The sequence below is a fragment of the Streptomyces sp. NPDC030893 genome, from assembly GCF_055571535.1.
This window is the reverse complement of sequence record NZ_JBVIFC010000005.1, coordinates 401,456-420,587: the sequence shown is the minus strand read 5'-3', so window position 1 is coordinate 420,587 and position 19,132 is coordinate 401,456. Positions and strand designations below refer to the sequence as shown.

Below are 19,132 nucleotides of genomic sequence, written 5' to 3'. Positions count from 1 at the left end.
TTTGTCAACTGCCCACCGCACATGATGCGGTGGCGACTACGGTGAGTGTCGGTCAGGAGGCGTGACGGCTCACACCGCAGGGCGCGTGCGTGCCGAAGGGCCGCGCCGACGAGTCGGGATCAGGGAGCGGGGACCGGTACGTGCAGCCACAAGGCGGACGAGGGAGTCGACGGGGCGGGGAACCCCGGCGCCCGGGCCCGGCCGCGGCCCAGGGCACCGTCCACACACCGGTGCCCGTCGGCACCGCGATCGTGGCCCGCGTACCGGACCGCGCCGGGCCGGGCCCCGGCGATGCCCGGGCCCGCGGGACCGGCCCCGCCGCCCGGCCGGAACGGCGTGAGGGCGGGCGGCACGGACGGCCGGCCCCACGGACCGCCGCCGCGCCGCCCGAGACGCACATACGGTCCCAGCTGCTGCGCCTCGCCGTGCTGCCGCCCGTCGCCGTGGCGCTCAGCGCCTGCGCGGCCGTGCTCTTCACCGTCCGCTCCACCGGAGTCCGGCCGGGCCCGACCCTGTGGGCCGTGCTCGGCGGCGCCACCTCGGTGACCTTCGCCGGCATCGTCATCGCCGCCGTGGCCGCCGACCGCGCCGCCCGCGCCGTCCACGACCGCGTCGGCGCCCTGCGCCGGAGCACCGTCCGGCGCGAAGCCGATCTGCACGCCCTCGTCGAGACGCTGCGCCACGGCGAGGCACCGCCCCCGCGGGCGCGGCGCGCGGAACCGGCCGCGGACGCCGACGAGTTCGACCTCCTCGCCGCCGACCTCACGCGTGCGCACGACGGCGCCGTCGCCGCCGTCGTCCAGGCGTCCCGGCTCTCCAGCCAGGCCGGCAACGAACAGAAGCTCGAGGTGTTCGTCAACCTCGCGCGCCGTCTGCAGTCCCTGGTGCACCGCGAGATCTCCATCCTCGACGAGCTGGAGAACGAGATGGAGGACCCCGACCTGCTCAAGGGTCTCTTCCACGTCGACCACCTCGCCACGCGCATCCGCCGCCACGCCGAGAACCTCGCCGTGCTCGGCGGCGCCGTCTCCCGGCGGCAGTGGAGCAACCCGGTCCCCATGACGGAGGTCCTGCGCTCGGCGATCGCCGAGGTCGAGCAGTACTCGCGGGTCAAACTCGTCCCCCCGATCGACGGCACGCTGCGCGGGCACGCCGTCGCCGATGTCATCCACCTGCTCGCCGAACTCGTCGAGAACGCCACGGTGTTCTCCGCCCCCCACACCCAGGTGCTGCTGCGGGCCGGCCTCGTCACCTCCGGGCTCGCCGTCGAGGTCGAGGACCGCGGGCTCGGGATGCCGGTCGCCGAACAGGACCGGATGAACGCGCTGCTCACCGACCCCGACCAGGTGCACGTCGCCAGCCTGCTGGCCGACGGCCGCATCGGACTGTTCGTGGTCTCCCAGCTCGCCAAGCGGCACGGCATCCACGTCCGGCTCCAGAGCAACATCTACGGCGGCGTCCAGGCCGTGCTCGTGGTCCCCCAGGCCCTGCTCGGCGCGGAAGGGGGCACCCTGGCCGGCGGGCAGGTCACGGGAGCGGCACCGCAGCCGCACGACAGCGGCACCGCGACCGTCCCGGCGGCCCGTCACATCCCCGCCGTACCCGGACCGCTGGACGTCTCCACCGCACCGGCCCCCCTGAACGCGCCGGCGGGTGGCGCCACGGGCGGAGGCACCGCCGCGCACCCACCCGCGGCGCCCCTCACCCCGGTCGCGCTCCAGCCCGGCCCCCGCACCCCGGCCCCGTCCGGCGACACCGGCGCGGTCGCCCCGCCACTGCCCCTGCGCGGAGCCCGCGAGGTGCGCCCCACCCCCGCCGAAGCCGTCCCCGGTGTCCACCAGGGCGACCGGGACGCCCTCGCCGACCACGGAGCCACACCCCTCACCCCGCGCGGCACCACGGTGCGCGGCACCATGGACAGACCCCGGCTGCCCCGCAGACGCGCCCAGGAGCACATCGCGCCGCAGCTCCGCGACGGTCCCGTGCCCCGCCAGGACACCGAGTACGTCGCCGGCCACGACCCCCAGCTCATGGCGGCCTTCCAACGGGGCATCAGCCTCGCCGAGTCCCGGCAGGAACCGCCCGCGGCCCCACCCCGCAGTGATCACACCGCCCGGCAGGACGGGAGCGCACCCGCCGGATGACCAGCCCTCACCCCACCACCCCCACCCCCAGCGCTCCCGCAGATCTTCGTACCCCAAGGAGTCGATCCACCATGGCGAGCGATGCGCCGACCGCCCAGGTATCCGACCTCGACTGGCTGATGAGCGGCCTCGTGCAACGCGTACCGCACACCAACAGTGCCGTACTGCTGTCCTGCGACGGGCTGGTGAAATCGGTGCACGGCCTCGACCCGGACAGCGCCGACCACATGGCCGCCCTCGCCTCCGGCCTGTACTCCCTCGGCCGCAGCGCCGGCATCCGCTTCGGCGACGGCGGTGACGTCCGTCAGGTCGTCGTCGAACTCGACTCGGCACTGCTGTTCGTCACCACCGCCGGCTCCGGCACCTGCCTCGCCGTGATGGCCGACCGCGAGGCCGACGCCGCGGTGCTCGGCTACGAGATGGCGATGCTCGTCAAGTCCGTCCGCCCGTACCTGATGACCGCACCCCGGCAGCAGGGCGTCGAACCGCCGGCGATGAGGCCTTGAACGTGAAGGCGGCCGGTGACGGGCCGTGGCTCGACGACGCGGCCGGCCGGCTGGTGCGCCCCTTCACGGTCAGCAACGGCCGTACCCGCCCCACCGTCGCGCTCGACCTGCTGTCGCAGGTGAGAACCACCGGCGCCACCCCCCTCGGCTACCTCGGCCCCGAGCACGCGCAGGCCCTCGACCTGTGCCGCGCCCCCGTACCGGTCGCCGAGGTCGCCGCCCATCTCGGGCTGCCGGTGGCCGTCACCAAGGTGCTGCTGGCGGACCTCGTCGAATGCGGCGCGCTGACCGACAAACCCCCCGCGTTCCACCACAACCCGACGGACCGGGCCCTTCTGGAGGCAGTGCTCGATGGACTACGACGACAGCTCTGACCGGGCCGGCGGCGCACCGCACGGCGACGACCCGTTCCCCACCGCGCTCAAGATCCTGGTGGCGGGCGGGTTCGGTGTGGGCAAGACGACCTTCGTCGGCGCGGTCAGCGAGATCGCGCCGCTCAGCACGGAGGAACTCCTCACCACCGTCGGCGCCGCCACCGACAACCTCGACGGCATCGAGAACAAGGTCGAGACCACCGTGGCCATGGACTTCGGCCGCATCACCCTCGACGCTCAGCATGTGCTGTACCTGTTCGGCACGCCCGGCCAGGAACGGTTCTGGTTCATGTGGGACGAGCTCTGCGAGGGCGCGCTCGGCGCGGTCATCCTCGCCGACACCCGGCGCCTGGAGGAATGCTTCGCCGCGGTCGACTTCTTCGAGCAGCGCGGCCTCGGATTCATCGTCGCCGTCAACGAGTTCGACGGCGCCTTCCGCTACGACCCCGGGGAGGTGCGCGCCGCCCTCGACCTTCCCGCGGACGTGCCCGTCGTGCGCTGCGACGCCCGGATCTCCAGCTCCGGCGTCCAGACCCTGCTGACCCTCGTCCGCCACCTCATCGTCCACGCCCCGGCCGCCACGACCGGGCACGGCGCCCACAGGTGAGCCCCGCACACCCCCGGAGCCCTTCCATGACCTTCGCCCACGACCCGGGAGCCCGCCCATGAGCTACGACCCGCCCCGCCCGGCCGGTCGTCTGCTGCTCACCCCCGAGGACAAGGAGGCACCGGCCCGCATGAGCAGGCTGCGCGGACTGGGGCTCGGAGACCGGCCCGAGCCCGCGCTGGACGTCTTCGCGTACGCGCTCGCGGAGCTCACGGGAGCGCCGTACGCCATGGTCAACTTCCTCGGTGAGGAAGGGCAGTTCTTCGCGGGGCTGCACACCCCCGCCGTCGCGCCGGCCGTCCGCGGCGACGGCACCGGCGCCCTCCTGGGCCGGGTGCTCCCCCGCGACCACGGCTTCTGCCCCCACGTGGTGGCCCGGCGCAAGGCGCTGGCCCTGGAGGACGTGAGCGACTACCCGAGGTTCGCCGGCAACCCGGTGGTGGACGAGTTCGGCATCCGCTCCTACCTGGGCGCACCGCTCATCGACAGCACCGGCATGGTGCTGGGCACCGTCTCGGTCACCGACATCCGGCCGCGCGCCTGGGGCCGGCCGGGCCTCGACGCCATCAAGGCGCAGGCAGGGGACCTCGTCGCACGGCTGGAGCGCCGGAAGGACGACGGCCTGCCGCCGTGAGACCCGCCGGCACCGCCGATGGGGTGACGGCGTGAAGCAAAGCTGTGGCCGCGCTTAAGAAATCCTCGATGGACCGGTGAGGGTGTTGTACGGCAGATTGCAGTGCGATTCCCACTCCTCCTCCCGGACCGGGCCGCTTCGGCGTGCCCGGGGACCGGACCCGATCCTCAGGAGCCGTAGCGTTGAAGGCGCTGGTCAAGCAGAAGGCGGAGCCCGGGCTGTGGCTCGCGGACGTCCCGGAGCCCGCCGTCGGACCCGGCGACGTGCTGATCAAGGTGCTGCGCACCGGTATCTGCGGCACCGACCTGCACATCCGGTCCTGGGACGGCTGGGCCCAGCAGACGATCAGCACCCCGCTGGTCCTCGGGCACGAGTTCGTCGGCGAGGTCGTGGAGACCGGCCGGGACGTCACCGACATCCAGACCGGTGACCGGGTCAGCGGCGAGGGCCACCTGGTGTGCGGCAAGTGCCGCAACTGCCTGGCCGGCCGCCGCCACCTGTGCCGGTCCACGGTCGGCCTCGGCGTCGGACGCGACGGCGCCTTCGCCGAGTACGTCGTGCTCCCCGCCGGCAACGTCTGGGTGCACCGGGTCCCCGTCGACCTCGACGTCGCGGCGATCTTCGACCCGTTCGGCAACGCCGTGCACACCGCGCTGTCGTTCCCGCTCGTCGGCGAGGACGTCCTGATCACCGGCGCGGGACCGATCGGCCTGATGGCCGCCGCCGTGGCCCGGCACGCGGGCGCGCGCAACGTCGTGATCACCGACGTCAGCGAGGAGCGGCTGGAACTCGCCCGCAAGATCGGCGCAACCCTGGCGCTGAACGTCACCGAGTCGACCATCGCCGACGGCCAGCACACCCTCGGACTGCGCGAGGGCTTCGACATCGGCCTGGAGATGTCCGGCCGCCCCGAGGCCATGCGGGACATGATCGACAACATGACGCACGGCGGCCGTATCGCCATGCTCGGCCTGCCGGCCGAGGAGTTCCCCGTCGACTGGTCCCGCGTCGTCACCTCGATGATCACCATCAAGGGCATCTACGGCCGTGAGATGTTCGAGACCTGGTACGCCATGTCGGTGCTGCTGGAGGGCGGTCTGGACCTCGCCCCGGTGATCACCGGCCGCTACTCCTACCGCGACTTCGAGGCCGCCTTCGAGGAAGCGGCCGCCGGCAAGGGCGGCAAGGTCATCCTCGACTGGACCGCGTAAGTCATCTGCCTCTCTAGGAGCTTCTGGACATGTTCGACTCCGTGCGCGACGATCTGCGCGCCACCCTCGACGAGATCCGCGCCGCCGGTCTGCACAAGCCCGAGCGCGTCATCGGCACCCCCCAGTCCGCCACCGTGAACGTCACCGCCAGCGGCCGCCCCGGCGAGGTGCTCAACTTCTGCGCCAACAACTACCTCGGCCTCGCCGACCACCCCGAGGTGGTCGCCGCCGCCCACGAGGCGCTGGACCGCTGGGGCTACGGCATGGCGTCCGTCCGCTTCATCTGCGGCACCCAGGAGGTGCACAAGGAGCTGGAGGCGCGGCTGTCGGCGTTCCTCGGCCAGGAGGACACGATCCTCTACTCCTCCTGCTTCGACGCCAACGGCGGTGTCTTCGAGACGCTGCTCGGCCCCGAGGACGCGGTGATCTCCGACGCGCTGAACCACGCGTCGATCATCGACGGCATCCGGCTGTCCAAGGCCCGCCGCTTCCGCTACGCCAACCGTGACATGGCCGACCTGGAGCGGCAGCTCAAGGAGGCCGCCGAGGGCGGCGCCCGCCGCACGCTCGTCGTCACCGACGGCGTCTTCTCCATGGACGGCTACGTGGCCCCGCTCGACGAGATCTGCGACCTCGCCGACCGGCACGGCGCCATGGTCATGGTCGACGACTCGCACGCCGTCGGCTTCGTCGGCCCCGGCGGACGCGGCACCCCGGAGCTGCACGGCGTCATGGACCGCGTCGACATCATCACCGGCACCCTCGGCAAGGCCCTCGGCGGCGCCTCCGGCGGCTATGTCGCCGCCCGCGCGGAGATCGTCGCCCTGCTGCGCCAGCGCTCCCGCCCCTACCTGTTCTCCAACACCCTCGCCCCGGTGATCGCCGCCGCCTCCCTCAAGGTCCTCGACCTGCTGGAGTCCGCCGACGACCTGCGCGTCCGGCTCGCCGAGAACACCGCGCTGTTCCGCCGCCGGATGACCGAGGAGGGCTTCGACATCCTCCCCGGCGACCACGCCATCGCCCCGGTGATGATCGGCGACGCCGCCCGCGCGGGACGCATGGCGGAGCTGCTGCTGGAGCGCGGGGTGTACGTGATCGGCTTCTCGTACCCGGTCGTCCCGCAAGGCCAGGCCCGGATCCGCGTCCAGCTGTCGGCCGCGCACTCCACCGAGGACGTGAACCGCGCGGTGGACGCCTTCGTCGCGGCGCGGGCGGAGCTCGACGCCTGAGCGGAACACACCGAGCGATTTGAGACAATCGCATCCATGATCGAGGCGCGGCGGCTCCACATCCTCCGTGCGGTGGCGGACCACCGCACGGTCACGGCGGCGGCCGCCGCGCTGTATCTGACCCCCTCGGCCGTGTCCCAGCAGCTCGCCGCCCTCGAGCAGGAGACCGGCCACCGCCTCGTCGAGCGCGGAGCCAAGGGCGTACGGCTGACCCCCGCGGGCGAGATCCTGCTCAGCCACACCAACGCCGTCCTCGCCCAGCTGGAACGGGCGGAGGCCGAGCTCGCCGCCTACGGCTCGGGGGAGGCCGGCACGGTCACGGTCGCGGCCTTCGCCACCGGCATCGCCCAGGTGGTCGCCCCCGCGGTGGCCCGCCTCGCCGGATCGGCGCCCGGCATCCGCATCCGGGTCCAGGACGCCGAGGGCGACGCCAGCCTGCCGATGGTCCTGGACCGGCAGGTCGATGTCGCCGTGGCGGTCGAGTACCGGGGGGCGCCCCCCGCCGACGACCCGCGGCTGACCCACGTACCGCTGTACGCCGAGCCCTTCGACGCGGTCGTCCCCGTCGCCCACCGCCTGGCCGGCACCGCCGAGGTGCCGCTCGCCGAACTGGCCAAGGACCCCTGGATCGGCCCCTACCCGGGCAATCCGTGCCACGACGTGGTCGTGCTGGCCTGCGAGAGCGCCGGCTTCCAGCCTCGTCTGGAGCACTCCTCGGACGACTTCCGCGCGGTGGTCGCCCTCGCCTCGGCGGACGTGGGCGTCGCGCTGGTGCCCCGCTCGGCGCTGCGCGGCACGGACCTCACGGGCGTCGTCGTCCGCCCGGTCGACGGCGTCGCGCCGACCCGCCGGGTCTTCGCCGCCGTGCGCCGCGGAGCGGAGGAGCACCCGCTGATCCGTCCGGTCCTGGACGCGCTCCGCGCGGCGGCCGAGGAGGCGTAGACCGGCGTTCGGGGTGCCGCGAGCGCCTGACAGCGGCCCCGGAACCGCCCGCCACCAGGTGATTGTCAGTGGCGGCCGCTACGGTGCCTGCCATGCCCGATGCCGAAGACGTACGACGGATCGCCCTGTCCCTGCCGGACACGACGGAGAAGACCGCCTGGAGCATGCCCACGTTCCGGGTCGCGGGGAAGATGTTCGCCACCCTCCCCGAGGACGAGACGTCCATCGCCGTGCGCTGCCCCAAGGAGGAGCGCGACGAACTGGCCCTCGCCGAGCCGGAGAAGTTCTGGATCGCCGGTCACGAGGCACAGTTCGCCTGGGTCAGGGTCCGTCTGGCCGCCCTGGAGGACGAGGGCGAACTGCGCGACATCCTCGCCGACTCCTGGCGCCAGGCCGCACCCTCCGGACTCCTGGAGACCCATCCCCGGCTGGGACTGCCGCCCGGCTGACCGCTAGGCCCTGTCGTCGGTGCCGGCGAACCCGCCGATGCGTGCCCGCAGCGACCGGGCGTCCAGGCCGTGCGCGGCGGCGTGCTCGTCGATCCTCCCGTACCGCCGCAGCTCGGCCCGGCCCACCCCGAGCCCCAGCACCCGGTGCGGCACATCGGCCAGCGCGTCGTTCGCCGCCGCCGTCGACGTACCCGCCAGATACGGCTCGACGAGCACCACGTCCGCCCACGCCGCCTCGGTGGCGCGGCGCAGACCGGCCGCGTCGAAGGGCCGGACGGTGGTGGCGTAGAGCACGGTGACGTCCAGGCCCTCCGTCGCGTCGAGCACGGCGTCCAGCATCGGCCCGACGGCGACGACCACCCCCGACCGTCCCTCGCGGACCGTGCGGAACCGCTCCCCGTCCACGGTCAGCCCCCGCGCGTTGGACTGCAGCGACAGCCGCACGTACACCTTGTCGTCACCGGCCGCCACCGCGCGCCGCAACAGCGTCTCGGCCTCGTCCGGATGCCCCGGCACGTGCACGGTCCAGCCGTCCAGGGTGTCCAGCAGCGCCACATCGCCCGGGGCCATGTGCGTGTAGCCGCCGGCCGGCCAGTCGAAGGAGGCGGCGGCACTCACCAGCACCGCCCCCACGTCCTGGTGCCCCAGATCCAGCTTGACCTGCTCGAACGGCCGCTCGACCAGGAAGCTCGCGAAGGTGTGCACCACGGGCCGCAGCCCGGTCAGCGCCATCCCGGCCGCAGCACCGACCAGCAGTTGCTCGCGGATGCCCACATTGACCACCCGGTCCGGATGCCGTCGCAGCGCCTCGGTGAAGTCGGCCACGCCGATCTCGGCGAGCACCACCGCGACCCGCGGGTCCTCGTCGAGCAGGCGGGTGACGACGGGGGCGAAACGATCACGCATGCTGTCCACGGAGATCGGTCCTTTCATCGGCGAAGAAGAGGGGGAGGAGACTGGGGGAACACCCGGTGTCGACGCCCGGGAAGGTCATGCGTTCTTCGGTTCGACCCGCGCCACGACGGCGTGCGGCCTGCCCGGGTGGGGCGCGGTGAAGGCGGCGTACAGCGCCTCGTGGTCACGGCCGTCGACCGTGAGCGCGGACCAGCCCGCCACCTCGAAGCGCGCCGCGATCCCGCCCGGCCGGGCGTAGGACGCGGAGGAGTTGTCGACGACGACGGTGTGCAGCCGTTCCAGCCCGGCCGGCCCGGCGAAGGCGATCGCCTCGTGGTTGCTGCCCTCGTCCAGCTCGGCGTCGCCGACCAGCGTCCACACCCGCGCCTCGTCGAGCCCCTGGGCGCGCAGCCCGAGCGCCGTGCCGACCGCGATCGGCAGCCCGTGGCCCAGCGACCCGCTGCCGATCTCCGCCCCCGGCACGAGCACCCGGTCGGGGTGGTGGCCGAGCGGGGAGTCGTAGGAGCCGAACCCCGGGAGCCAGTCGACCGGCAGGAACCCCTTGGCGGCCAGCACGGCGTAGTACGCCATCGGCCCGTGCCCCTTCGACAGCAGGAACCGGTCCCGGCCGGCGTCGTCCCTCCGCTCCGGCCCGACCCGCAGTACCCGGTCGTACAGCACCCACAGCACGTCCAGCGTCGACGTCGCCGCCGGGCCGTGCTTCTCGTCACCGGTCATCAGGCCCATCAGGGCCGGCAGATCGGTGAATCCGTACACCTGTGCGTGCTCGTCGATGATCGTCATACGGCCATCGTTCAACCTCAACCGGACTTCAGGTCAAGCGCCGGCCGGCGACAAACGGATGCGCGATCACCGCCCCGAGTGCGGTATGGTTTCCGTGCGCGTTCGGCCGGGGGAATCCCCAGGTCAGACGGGCAACGGGACGTGGCGCAGCTTGGTAGCGCACTTGACTGGGGGTCAAGGGGTCGCAGGTTCAAATCCTGTCGTCCCGACTTGCTGAGGCGGTCGGAGGTCGTGCCGGGGAAACCCGGGACGGCCTCTTCGTCGTTCCCGGCGGACGTGCGCGGAAGTCCGCGCCGGCATACCGCCAGGGTTTACCCCGGCCGTCATCCTCGGGTCTGACGATCCGTCGCGGCCGACGGCATACCGTCTGTGCCTGGGGGGCACCTCGCGACGACGGGGGAGGGGTCCCGGTCGCCGGGAACCGGCGGCCGGGGCGTCGTCATGGCCGTACGCTGCGCCCGTGCGCTGGATCAAACGCCTGATCGAACGACGAGACGTGTGGCTGGACGCCATGATCGCGGTGGCCTTCACCGTGGTGGCCGTCCTGCTCGGCCGCGAGCCCGAACGGGGGTCGGGCTGGCAGCCCCAGGACGGCCTCGGTATCGCCCTCACCTGCCTGGTCAACGCACCGCTCGCGCTCCGCAGACGCGCCCCGCTCGCCGTCTTCCTGACGAGCGCCTCGGCCTGGGCGCTGTTCATCACCCTCGACTACTGGCCCGTCGTGAACTCGATGGGCCCCTTCTTCGCCCTCTACACGGTCGCCGCGCTGCGGCCCCTGTGCCCGGCGCTGGCCTGCACCGCGCTGGTGGGCGCCGTATGGGTGTACGCCGGCTGGCGGGCGGGACAGGCCACGCCCGCCGTCATCGCCCAGGCGGCGGTCTTCCCGGCCGTCGGCTGCCGGGTCGGCATCGCCGCCCGGATCTCCGCCCGCCGCGCCGACCGCCTCGCCGAACTGACCGCGCAACTGCGCCGCGAGCAGCAGGACCGCATGCGCCGCGCCGTCGCGGAGGAGCAACGGCGCATCGCCCGCGAACTGCACGACGTGGTCGCCCACCACATGTCGGTGATCAACGTGCAGGGCGGGCTGGCGAGTTACGTGTTCGACTCGCAGCCGGAGACCGCGCGCACGGCCCTGCGCACCATCAACGAAACCAGCCAAGAAGGGCTCGGCGAACTGCGCCGCATGCTGACGCTGCTGCGCACCGGCCCCGAGGACGGCACGGACACGGATCCCGGCGGCCTCGGCGACGCGGACGCCGGGACGGCGCCGTACGCGCCGATGCCCGGCCTGTCCCGCCTGGCGGAGATGACCGAACGGGTCAGGGCCGCGGGCGTCCCCGTGACCCTGCGGACGGAGGGAACTCCCCGGTCACTGCCGTCCGGTGTCGAACTGTGCGCCTACCGCGTGGTGCAGGAGGCGCTGACCAATGTGATCAAGCACGCCCGCCCGGCCGGCGCCACCGTCGTCGTCGCCTACGGCCCCCGGGACCTGACCGTCACGGTCACCGACGACGGACAACGGGAGCGATCGCTTCCGGCCAACGTCCCGCCGTCGTCCGGACACGGCTTGATCGGCATGCGCGAACGCGCCAGGCTCTACGGCGGCACGGTGGACGTCGGTCCGCGCGCCGACGGTGGATTCAGGGTGTGTCTCACCCTGCCCACCGCGGTGCGGGCCGCCGGGAAGTGAGGGAATCGATTACGGGGATGATCAGGGTGCTCGTGGTCGACGACCAGGACCTGATCCGCGCGGGGCTCGTCGCACTGCTGCGGGCCGCGCCCGGAGTGGAGGTCGTCGCGGAGGCGACCGGTGGCGCGGAGGCGGTGGTCCGCGCTGCCCGTACCCGGCCCGACGTGGTCCTGATGGACATCCGCATGCCCGGCACGGACGGCATCACCGCCACCGAACGCATCCTCGCCGAGGCCGCCGCCGCTCCGCCCGCCGGACCCGCCCCGTCGGCGGGCGGGCCCGCGCTGCCGCGCGTCCTGGTGCTCACCACCTTCGACCTCGACGAGTACGTGTACGCCGCCCTGCGCGCCGGTGCGTCCGGGTTCCTCCTCAAGGACACCGGCCCCGAGCGGCTGCTGGAGGCGATCCACGCCGTCGCGCGCGGCGACATGCTGTTCGCGCCGAGTGTGACGCGCCGGCTCATCGAGGCGTACGTGCAGCGCTCGGAGCCGGTTCCGGACTCCCCGGCGTCCCTGGAGGCGCTCACCGCCAGGGAGCGCGAGGTGCTGCTGCTCACGGCGCGCGGACTGTCCAACACCGAGATCGCCGAACAGCTCTTCATCAGCGAGGCGACGGTCAAGACCCACCTCAACCGCACCATGACCAAGCTCGACCTCGACAGCCGTGCCCAGGCCGTCGTCGTGGCCTACGAGAGCGGTCTGGTGGTCCCCGGCGGCTCCACCGGCTGAACCGGCCCGCGTCAGATCGCGCAGCCCGCGTGCGCCAGGGCCTGCTTCAGCAGCACCCCGTGCCCGCCCGGCATCTCGCTCTGCACCGCCTCGGAGACGGCCTCCTGAGGGCTGAACCACACCAGGTCGAGCGCGTCCTGCCGGGGCCGGCAGTCGCCGGTCACCGGCACGATGTACGCCAGCGACACCGCGTGCTGGCGGGGATCGTGGAACGCGGTGACGCCCTGGGTGGGGAAGTACTCGGCGACCGTGAACGGCTGGAGCGACGCCGGGACGCGCGGCAGCGCCACCGGACCGAGGTCCTTCTCCAGATGGCGCAGCAGGGCGTCCCGGACGCGCTCGTGGTGCAGCACCCGGCCGGAGACCAGGGTCCGGCTGACCGTTCCGTCGGGTCCGATGCGCAGCAGCAGTCCGACGCTGGTGACTTCGCCGCTGTCGTCGACCCGCACGGGGACGGCCTCGACGTACAGGATCGGCATCTGGGCGCGTGCCATCTCCAGATCGTCGGAGGACAGCCAGCCCGGCGTGGTTTCGGTCATGTCTGACATTGCTTGATCATACTTTCAGCGGTCAGGGCTTCACGGCCACCGCGCCGTACTGCGGCACCACGAGGGCGGAGCCGGGCGCGGCGTGCCACTGCGAACAGGACACCAGGCCGGGTCCGACGAGTTCCAGTCCTTCGAAGAACGTGCCGATGTCGGCTGCGCCGCGGGCGGTGATCGGGGGAGTGGCGTTCTCGTTCCAGAACTCCATTGCGGGCACCTGGAGTTCGCCGCCCACCTCGGGGTCGGAGGTGGGGTGCGTGAGCACCAGGAAGCTCCCGGAGGGCACGGCCGCCATGATCCGGCGCACGATGTCGCGGGCCTGGTCGGTGTCGAGCACGAAGTTCAGGATGCCGAGCATCATCACCGCGACGGGCCGGGTGACGTCGAGGGTGCCGGATGCGTGCCGCACGATGGTCTCGGGGTCGCGCACATCGGCGTCGACGTAGTCGGTGACGCCCTCGGGGCTGCCGGTCAGCAGCGTGCGGGCGTGCACCAGCACGATCGGGTCGTTGTCGACGTAGACGACCCGCGAGTCCGGCGCGATGCGCTGCGCGATCTCATGGGTGTTGTCGGCGGTCGGCAGTCCGGTGCCTATGTCGAGGAACTGCCGCACCGCGCGCTCACGCGTCAGATACGTCACCGCCCGGCCCAGGAAGTCCCGGTCGGCGCGGGCGATGTCCCGGATGACCGGGATGATCGAGGCGACGTGGTCGCCGACCTGCCGGTCGACCTCGTAGTTGTCCTTGCCGCCGATCCAGTGGTTCCACACGCGGGCGTTGTGCGCCACACCCGTGTTCAGCCTGGCCGACCCGCTCGACGGGGTGTGGCTGTCGCTCACGTCCGCTCCCTCTCCCTCGCCCGTGCGGTCTCCTCGGACCACCCCGGTCATTGTGCCGCGCGGTGATCACCTTGTCCCGTGAACGGCGAAGCGGGGGAGCCTGGTTGAGCGGTGGACGCGGGTGGACGCGGGTGGGCGCTACGACGCGGCCCGGTTCAGCGAGTCCTCGGTCACCTCCTTGCCGGTCGCCGCACGCACCAACGCGGCCGCGAGCACGGCGGGTTCGGTGCCGTCGGCCAGATCGAGCAACCGCTGCGGGTCCTCGGGCAGCCTCAGCCGCCGGGCCCCGTCGAGTGCCTTGGCGTCCAGATACGGCACGGCCTCGGGCCAGACGCGCTGGACCTCGCGCAGGAAGATGTCGGCACCGGTGGGGCCGATCCCGGGGAACTCTTGGAGCAGACGGCGCAGTTCGCGGATGTCACCGGCCGCCTCCTCGCGGAGCCCGCGCAGGTCGCCGCGCCAGTGTTCGTTCAACAGCTCGGCCGCCTCGCCCAGTTGGGTCGCGGTGCGTTCGTCGTAGCGCCGGTAGCCGCCCCGGCCGAGCGCGTCCACCCGTTCCTGCCACCGCGCGTCCGCCATGCGGCGGGGATCGCGCAGCCCCGCCTCGTACAGGGCACGGGCGGAGGCCACGGCGATCGACCCCTTGATGCGGGCGCTGAGCAGCTGGGCCAGGACCAGCAGCCGGTACAGCGGCTGGGGGGTGTCCCGCAGCGCGAACCCGGCCTCCTCCGCGTACGTCTCGCCGTGCGCGTCGACGAGGGCGCGCAGCACGGCCCGCTGCTCGTCGTCCCGGCCGGCCACGGCTACGCCTTGAGCGGGTCGTGGCCCAGTGTCATCAGCTGGTGCCGCCGGGCGGTGTCCTCGGCCACGGGCTCGTTCTCCACGTCCGTCTCCGCGGTGACGGTGTCCACGACCTCCTCCATCACCCGCAGGTCGTCCTCGGTGAGGTCGGTGCGGCGCTTCTGCAGGATGGCCAGGACGTGCTGCCCGGTCTCGGAGCCCGCCTGGTCGGGCAGCGGTTCGGTCGTCTCGTCCGCGTCGCTCACCCGCAGCCAGGCCGCCAGTTCCGCCGAGGTCATGTTCACCACGCGGTGGAAGTCGTCCCACAGCGCGTCCATTTCGAGGGCGTCGCTCATGATGTGCCCCTTACGTACTCGTGTTTCCCTGGTGCCGCGGCGGTCAGGAATCCCCGGGGACGTTCTCCGCCTCGAACATCCAGCGCTGCTTCTCCAGCTCCGCGGTGATCGAGATCAGCAGGTCCTGGGTCACCAGGTCCGCCTTCTCGGTGGCGTCGATGCGCTCGCGCAGCCGCGCGACCGCCGCGCCGAGCGCCTCGGTCATCACCTCGACGGCCTCGGAGTCGCGCAGCCAGCCCTCCTTCGGGGCGGGCAGCGAGAAGACCTTGGCGATGGTCTCCGGGCGGCCGTCCGGCGGCACGCCCAGCGCGGCGGCCCGCTCGGCCACGGTGTCCGCCTGGGCGCGGGCCCCCGCGACCACCTCGTCCAGCTGGAGGTGGACGGAACGGAACCTCGGGCCCACGACGTTCCAGTGCGCCTGCTTTCCGATCAGTGACAGCCCGAGCAGGTCCACCAGGGTGTCCTGGAGGGCCTCGCAGGATATCCGGCGGGCCTCGTCGGGCAGGGTGCTCCTCACGACGGTCATGAAGTGCTGCTCCTCCTTCTCGTGATGTCCGTGGTCCCGCGGAGCGTGGGCCTCGCGCTCGTCCTCGCCGGTGCCGGCCCCGGACGCCCGAGGCGCCCGAGGCGGGTTCACTCGGGGTCCTCACCCGCGCGGGCCGCGCTCCACTCCATGAACGCGCGGGTGCCCGTGCCCCTGCGGGGCAAACACGCGAGGGGAGGGCCGGCCGGGATCTTCCCAGCGGACCGCACGCCGGTCTATAGTCGAAAACTAGCAGTGCTAATCACGAGGAGTCTCGCCGGTCACGGCAGCACGACCGGCGCGGGTCAGGAGTCCTGTCGTGCGTCCCGTCCACTTCGCGGCCGCCCGCCGCACCCCCATCGGCAAACTGCGCGGAGCCCTCTCCACGGTGCGCCCCGACGACCTCGCCGCCGCCGTGATCCGCGGCCTGGTCGCCGAGGTGCCCGCCCTGGACCCGGCCCGCGTCGACGACGTCTACTGGGGTGCCGCCAACCAGGCGGGCGAGGACAACCGCAACGTCGCCCGCATGGCCGCCCTCCTCGCCGGGCTCCCCGAGTCCGTCCCCGGCGCCACGGTCAACCGGCTGTGCGCCTCCGGACTCGAGGCGGTCACCACCGCCGCCCGCACCATCGCGGCCGGCGAGGCCGACATCGTGATCGCCGGCGGCTCCGAGTCGATGAGCCGCGCCCCCTTCGTCCTGCCCCGCCCCGACGAGGCCCTCCCGCACCGCATGGAGACCGCCGACACCCGTCTGGGCTGGCGGCTGGTCAACCCCGCGATGAAGGAGCTGCACGGCCTGCTCGCCATGGGGGAGACGGCCGAGGAGGTCGCCGCCCGGTACGGCGTCGGGCGCGAACGCCAGGACGAGTTCGCCCTGCGCAGCCACCGGCGCGCCGCCGACGCCCGGAAGAACGGCCACTTCGACGACGAACTCCTGCCCGTGACCCGCCCCGACGGGGTCGTCGTCGACGCCGACGAGTGCATCCGTGAGGACACCTCGCCCGAGAAGCTGGCCCGGCTGGGGCCCGTCTTCCGGCCCGGCGGTTCGGTCACCGCGGGCAACGCCTCCCCGATGAACGACGGCGCGGCCGGCCTGATCCTGGTCAGCGAGGAGGCCCTGAACGACCTGGGGCTGGAGTCGCTCGGCCGCTATGTCGCCGGCGCCTCCGCGGGCGTCCACCCGGACGTCATGGGCATCGGCCCCGTCCCCGCCACGCGCAAGGCGCTCGACCGCGCCGGCTGGACCATCGGCGACCTCCAGGAAGCCGAGTTCAACGAGGCGTTCGCCGCCCAGGCGCTCGCCTGCGTGGACCAGCTGGGCATCGACCCCGGCCTGGTCAACCCCAGCGGCGGCGCGATCGCCCTCGGCCACCCGCTGGGCTGCTCCGGCGCCCGCATCCTCACCACACTGCTGCACCGCATGCGCCGCACCGGCGCCGGACGCGGTCTGGCGACCATGTGCGTGGGCGTCGGACAGGGCAGCGCGGTGCTGGTCGAACGGCACTGACCACCCCCTGACGGGGCCATCGGGTGAGACGGTCCTTACGTGTGTTCGTTGCGTGCGCATAGCATCGCTTCCCGCAATGAACACCATGACCCTCTGGCACCTGAACGGCTGGGAATTCGCCGCGCTCGCCTTCGCCGCCCTGCTCGTCGGCTTCTCCAAGACGGCCGTCAGCGGGGCCAACACCGTCAGCCTGGCCGTCTTCGCCGCCGTCCTGCCCGCCCGGGAATCCACCGGCGTCCTGCTGCCCATCCTCATCGCCGGGGACGTACTCGCCGTCCTCGTCTACCGCCGGCACGCCCACTGGCCCACGCTGTGGCGGCTGTTCCCGGCGGTCGCCGCGGGCGTCGTCGCCGGCACCGTCTTCCTGATGTGGGCGGACGACGGGATCGTACGGACCTCGATCGGAGCGATCCTGCTGCTGATGGCCGGGGTGACGGTGTGGCGGCGCCGCCGGGCCGACGCCGGGGACGACCCCGACCGGGTCACCACCCGGGCCGGCCGCGCCAAGGCCCGCTCCTACGGCGTCCTCGGCGGCTTCACCACCATGGTCGCCAACGCGGGCGGCCCGGTGATGTCGCTGTACCTGCTCTCCGCCGGCTTCCGCAAGCTGGGCTTCCTGGGCACCTCGGCGTTCTTCTTTTTGATCGTCAACACCTCCAAGCTGCCGTTCAGCGCCGGGCTCGGACTCATCGACGCCGACTCGCTGCTGCTCGACGCCGCGCTCGTGCTGTTCGTGGTGCCCGGCGCGCTGCTCGGCAAGTGGGCCGTGAACAGGATCAACCAGCGACTCTTCGAGCAGATCGTGATCGCCGCGACCGTGGTGGGCGGTCTCCAGCTACTGCTCACCTGAGCGCGAGCCGCCCGGCCGCGCCTCCTCGCGCGGATCGGCCGCCCGGCCGGGTTCGGACGGTACGCCGTGGAACGGACGGTGGAGCCGGCTCGGCGCCGCGGTACGGCCGACCGTCGCCGCGAGCTTGCGCAGCCGCCGCCAGTCCATCCGGGGCGGGGCCGATGTGACACCGGGCCGCCTGCGCGGGACCCGGACGCGGAGCGCGCCCGGAGCGATGCGGCAGCGGACGGGGGCCGGCAGCACCATGGCCTCCCCGTCGACGCCGGCCTCGATCTCGTCGCGGTCCGCCTCGATGACGACGTCGGGGGCGGTCAGGACGGTGAGCCCGCTCGGTTCCGGGTTCAGCAGCAGGGCGGCGGCACCGACGGCACCCTCCAGCTTGACCCCGAGGACGCCCAGCACGGCCGAGTCGAGCCGTTCACGCCGGCCGAGCCCGAACGGGTCGCCCGTGCGGTACGGGTTGTTGCTGACCAGCACGGCCTGCGGAGCGGTGAGCGTCGTGTCCCCCGCGCGGGCCACCAGCCGCGGCCCCTGCTGACCGGTGAGCAGGTCCGGCAGCATCTCCAGGCTGGTGCCGATCTTGTCGTCCCGGTAGGCGGGGCTCTGCACGATCGCCGCGTACGCGCCGAAGGACGCGTTGTTCACGAACGGCTGCTCACCGGCGAACCCCAGGTCGACCCGGAGTTCCACGCCGTCGGTGAGCGCGTCGAGACAGGCGGCCGGGTTCCCGCGGTCCAGGCCGAGATCCAGGGCGAAGTGGTTGCGCGTCCCGGCGCTGATGACCAGGAACGGGATGTTGTGCTCGGCGGCCACGGCCGCGACCAGCGCCTGCGTGCCGTCGCCCCCGGCGGCGCCCAGCAGATCCGCCCCGTCGGCGACCGCCGCCCGGGCCAGCGCGGTGACGTCGTGCTGCTTGCCGGGTTCCAGGAGCACCACCCGTGCGCCCAGCCGCTCGGCCTTCTCCCGCAGCCGGAACCGGCCCACCTTGCCGCCGCCCGACCGGGGGTTCATGATCAGCACCGGTTTCCGGGGCGGCGGCAGCCGCCGCTCCCGTACGTGGGTGTGCCCGACGCCCGTGCCGCGCAGCGCGAACCTGCCGCTCCACACCGCCAGACCCCACAGGGCCAGGGACACCAGCAGCGCCCAGAACAGCGTCACGGCGAACAGGGCGAGCAGACCGGCCGGGACGCACACGGCGATCAGCGCGGACACCCACCGCAGGGGGCCCCGCAGGGTCAGCGTCCACCAGACGGCGGCCGCGCTCAGCGCCAGTCCCGCGACCCCGCACACCAGCAGCAGCAGACCGCGCAACCCGCCGTAGACCAAGGGGGTCGCCACCGCGAGCGCGGCGGCGGCCAGCGCCCCCCGCGCCGCCCAACGCTGGGCGTGATAGCCCCGCTCGCTCCAGTCCACGGCCATGACTCCTCCAGTCGCCCGGCGTCATCGTAGGCCGTGTACGCACGTGAGTGCGGCCGGACGGTGATCACCGGGGCCCGGGCCGGCCCGCACACCGCGCCCCGG

The 19,132-nt window shown here is 73.0% G+C and carries 21 protein-coding genes and 1 tRNA gene; 14 read left to right on the top strand and 8 right to left on the bottom strand.

Going from position 1 to position 19,132, the window contains the following annotated elements:
- Positions 1 to 230 precede the first annotated feature (230 nt).
- From ACZ434_RS14005 to ACZ434_RS13965, 9 genes are all read left to right on the top strand, one after another.
- The gene (locus tag ACZ434_RS14005) at positions 231 to 2,144 is read left to right on the top strand and encodes a sensor histidine kinase (protein WP_468455245.1); all 1,914 of its coding nucleotides are present in this window, start codon (positions 231 to 233) and stop codon (positions 2,142 to 2,144) included.
- Positions 2,145 to 2,215: 71 nt separating this feature from the next.
- Positions 2,216 to 2,650 carry a roadblock/LC7 domain-containing protein gene (locus ACZ434_RS14000; RefSeq protein ID WP_468455243.1) on the top strand — a complete coding sequence of 145 codons (435 nt, stop codon included), beginning with the start codon at positions 2,216 to 2,218 and terminating at the stop codon, positions 2,648 to 2,650.
- A gap of 2 nt (positions 2,651 to 2,652) precedes the next feature.
- Positions 2,653 to 3,024, top strand: coding sequence for a DUF742 domain-containing protein (locus ACZ434_RS13995; RefSeq protein WP_468455321.1), 372 nt, complete (start codon positions 2,653 to 2,655; stop codon positions 3,022 to 3,024).
- Positions 3,002 to 3,631 (top strand): GTP-binding protein, encoded by a 630-nt coding sequence (locus ACZ434_RS13990; protein WP_468455241.1) that lies wholly within the window; start codon positions 3,002 to 3,004, stop codon positions 3,629 to 3,631. Before ACZ434_RS13995 ends, ACZ434_RS13990 begins: the two co-directional genes overlap by 23 nt.
- A 58-nt stretch (positions 3,632 to 3,689) precedes the next feature.
- A complete protein-coding gene (locus ACZ434_RS13985; RefSeq protein ID WP_468455239.1) occupies positions 3,690 to 4,265 on the top strand; it encodes a GAF domain-containing protein in 576 nt (191 codons plus the stop codon).
- A gap of 182 nt (positions 4,266 to 4,447) precedes the next feature.
- Complete coding sequence (gene tdh / locus ACZ434_RS13980; RefSeq protein ID WP_468455237.1) at positions 4,448 to 5,476, top strand: L-threonine 3-dehydrogenase; 1,029 nt, start codon at positions 4,448 to 4,450, stop codon at positions 5,474 to 5,476.
- A 29-nt stretch (positions 5,477 to 5,505) separates the two neighbouring features.
- Positions 5,506 to 6,705: a glycine C-acetyltransferase gene (locus ACZ434_RS13975; RefSeq protein ID WP_468455235.1), complete on the top strand. Its 1,200-nt coding sequence runs from the start codon at positions 5,506 to 5,508 to the stop codon at positions 6,703 to 6,705.
- A gap of 36 nt (positions 6,706 to 6,741) precedes the next feature.
- Complete coding sequence (locus tag ACZ434_RS13970; RefSeq protein ID WP_468455233.1) at positions 6,742 to 7,647, top strand: LysR family transcriptional regulator; 906 nt, start codon at positions 6,742 to 6,744, stop codon at positions 7,645 to 7,647.
- 92 nt (positions 7,648 to 7,739) lie between these two features.
- Positions 7,740 to 8,096 (top strand): MmcQ/YjbR family DNA-binding protein, encoded by a 357-nt coding sequence (locus ACZ434_RS13965; RefSeq protein ID WP_468455231.1) that lies wholly within the window; start codon positions 7,740 to 7,742, stop codon positions 8,094 to 8,096.
- Positions 8,097 to 8,099: 3 nt separating this feature from the next.
- Here the strand turns inward: ACZ434_RS13965 and ACZ434_RS13960 are convergent, their stop codons facing one another.
- Together ACZ434_RS13960 and ACZ434_RS13955 are read right to left on the bottom strand one after the other, a co-directional pair.
- Positions 8,100 to 9,011, bottom strand: a complete 912-nt coding sequence (locus ACZ434_RS13960) for a transketolase family protein (RefSeq protein WP_468455229.1) — start codon at positions 9,009 to 9,011, stop codon at positions 8,100 to 8,102.
- Between the two features lie 75 nt (positions 9,012 to 9,086).
- Positions 9,087 to 9,794: a transketolase gene (locus ACZ434_RS13955; protein ID WP_468455227.1), complete on the bottom strand. Its 708-nt coding sequence runs from the start codon at positions 9,792 to 9,794 to the stop codon at positions 9,087 to 9,089.
- A 135-nt stretch (positions 9,795 to 9,929) separates the two neighbouring features.
- Between ACZ434_RS13955 and ACZ434_RS13950 the strand changes: the two genes are divergently transcribed.
- The 3 genes from ACZ434_RS13950 to ACZ434_RS13940 all read left to right on the top strand — a co-directional run bounded on the left by ACZ434_RS13950 (position 9,930) and on the right by ACZ434_RS13940 (position 12,212).
- Positions 9,930 to 10,003: transfer RNA gene (locus ACZ434_RS13950), tRNA-Pro, on the top strand.
- Positions 10,004 to 10,305: 302 nt separating this feature from the next.
- Positions 10,306 to 11,484 carry a sensor histidine kinase gene (locus ACZ434_RS13945; protein WP_468455319.1) on the top strand — a complete coding sequence of 393 codons (1,179 nt, stop codon included), beginning with the start codon at positions 10,306 to 10,308 and terminating at the stop codon, positions 11,482 to 11,484.
- Positions 11,485 to 11,501: 17 nt separating this feature from the next.
- Positions 11,502 to 12,212, top strand: coding sequence for a response regulator (locus tag ACZ434_RS13940; protein WP_468455225.1), 711 nt, complete (start codon positions 11,502 to 11,504; stop codon positions 12,210 to 12,212).
- Between the two features lie 11 nt (positions 12,213 to 12,223).
- Here the strand turns inward: ACZ434_RS13940 and ACZ434_RS13935 are convergent, their stop codons facing one another.
- The 5 genes from ACZ434_RS13935 to ACZ434_RS13915 all read right to left on the bottom strand — a co-directional run bounded on the left by ACZ434_RS13935 (position 12,224) and on the right by ACZ434_RS13915 (position 15,257).
- Complete coding sequence (locus ACZ434_RS13935) at positions 12,224 to 12,760, bottom strand: NUDIX hydrolase family protein (RefSeq protein ID WP_468455223.1); 537 nt, start codon at positions 12,758 to 12,760, stop codon at positions 12,224 to 12,226.
- A 22-nt stretch (positions 12,761 to 12,782) separates the two neighbouring features.
- Positions 12,783 to 13,595 (bottom strand): SAM-dependent methyltransferase, encoded by an 813-nt coding sequence (locus ACZ434_RS13930; RefSeq protein WP_468455221.1) that lies wholly within the window; start codon positions 13,593 to 13,595, stop codon positions 12,783 to 12,785.
- 138 nt (positions 13,596 to 13,733) lie between these two features.
- Positions 13,734 to 14,396, bottom strand: a complete 663-nt coding sequence (locus ACZ434_RS13925; RefSeq protein ID WP_468455219.1) for an HhH-GDP family DNA glycosylase — start codon at positions 14,394 to 14,396, stop codon at positions 13,734 to 13,736.
- Positions 14,397 to 14,398: 2 nt separating this feature from the next.
- A complete protein-coding gene (locus ACZ434_RS13920) occupies positions 14,399 to 14,731 on the bottom strand; it encodes a DUF3140 domain-containing protein (RefSeq protein ID WP_468455217.1) in 333 nt (110 codons plus the stop codon).
- Between the two features lie 43 nt (positions 14,732 to 14,774).
- Entirely contained in the window at positions 14,775 to 15,257 is a 483-nt protein-coding gene (locus ACZ434_RS13915; RefSeq protein ID WP_468455215.1) for a Dps family protein, read from the bottom strand.
- Between the two features lie 316 nt (positions 15,258 to 15,573).
- Between ACZ434_RS13915 and ACZ434_RS13910 the strand changes: the two genes are divergently transcribed.
- A complete protein-coding gene (locus ACZ434_RS13910) occupies positions 15,574 to 16,761 on the top strand; it encodes a thiolase family protein (protein WP_468455213.1) in 1,188 nt (395 codons plus the stop codon).
- Between the two features lie 76 nt (positions 16,762 to 16,837).
- Complete coding sequence (locus ACZ434_RS13905) at positions 16,838 to 17,611, top strand: sulfite exporter TauE/SafE family protein (RefSeq protein ID WP_468455211.1); 774 nt, start codon at positions 16,838 to 16,840, stop codon at positions 17,609 to 17,611.
- Here the strand turns inward: ACZ434_RS13905 and ACZ434_RS13900 are convergent.
- The gene (locus ACZ434_RS13900) at positions 17,597 to 19,030 is read right to left on the bottom strand and encodes a diacylglycerol/lipid kinase family protein (RefSeq protein ID WP_468455209.1); all 1,434 of its coding nucleotides are present in this window, start codon (positions 19,028 to 19,030) and stop codon (positions 17,597 to 17,599) included. The two genes, ACZ434_RS13905 and ACZ434_RS13900, sit on opposite strands and share 15 nt — an antisense overlap.
- Positions 19,031 to 19,132 lie beyond the last annotated feature (102 nt).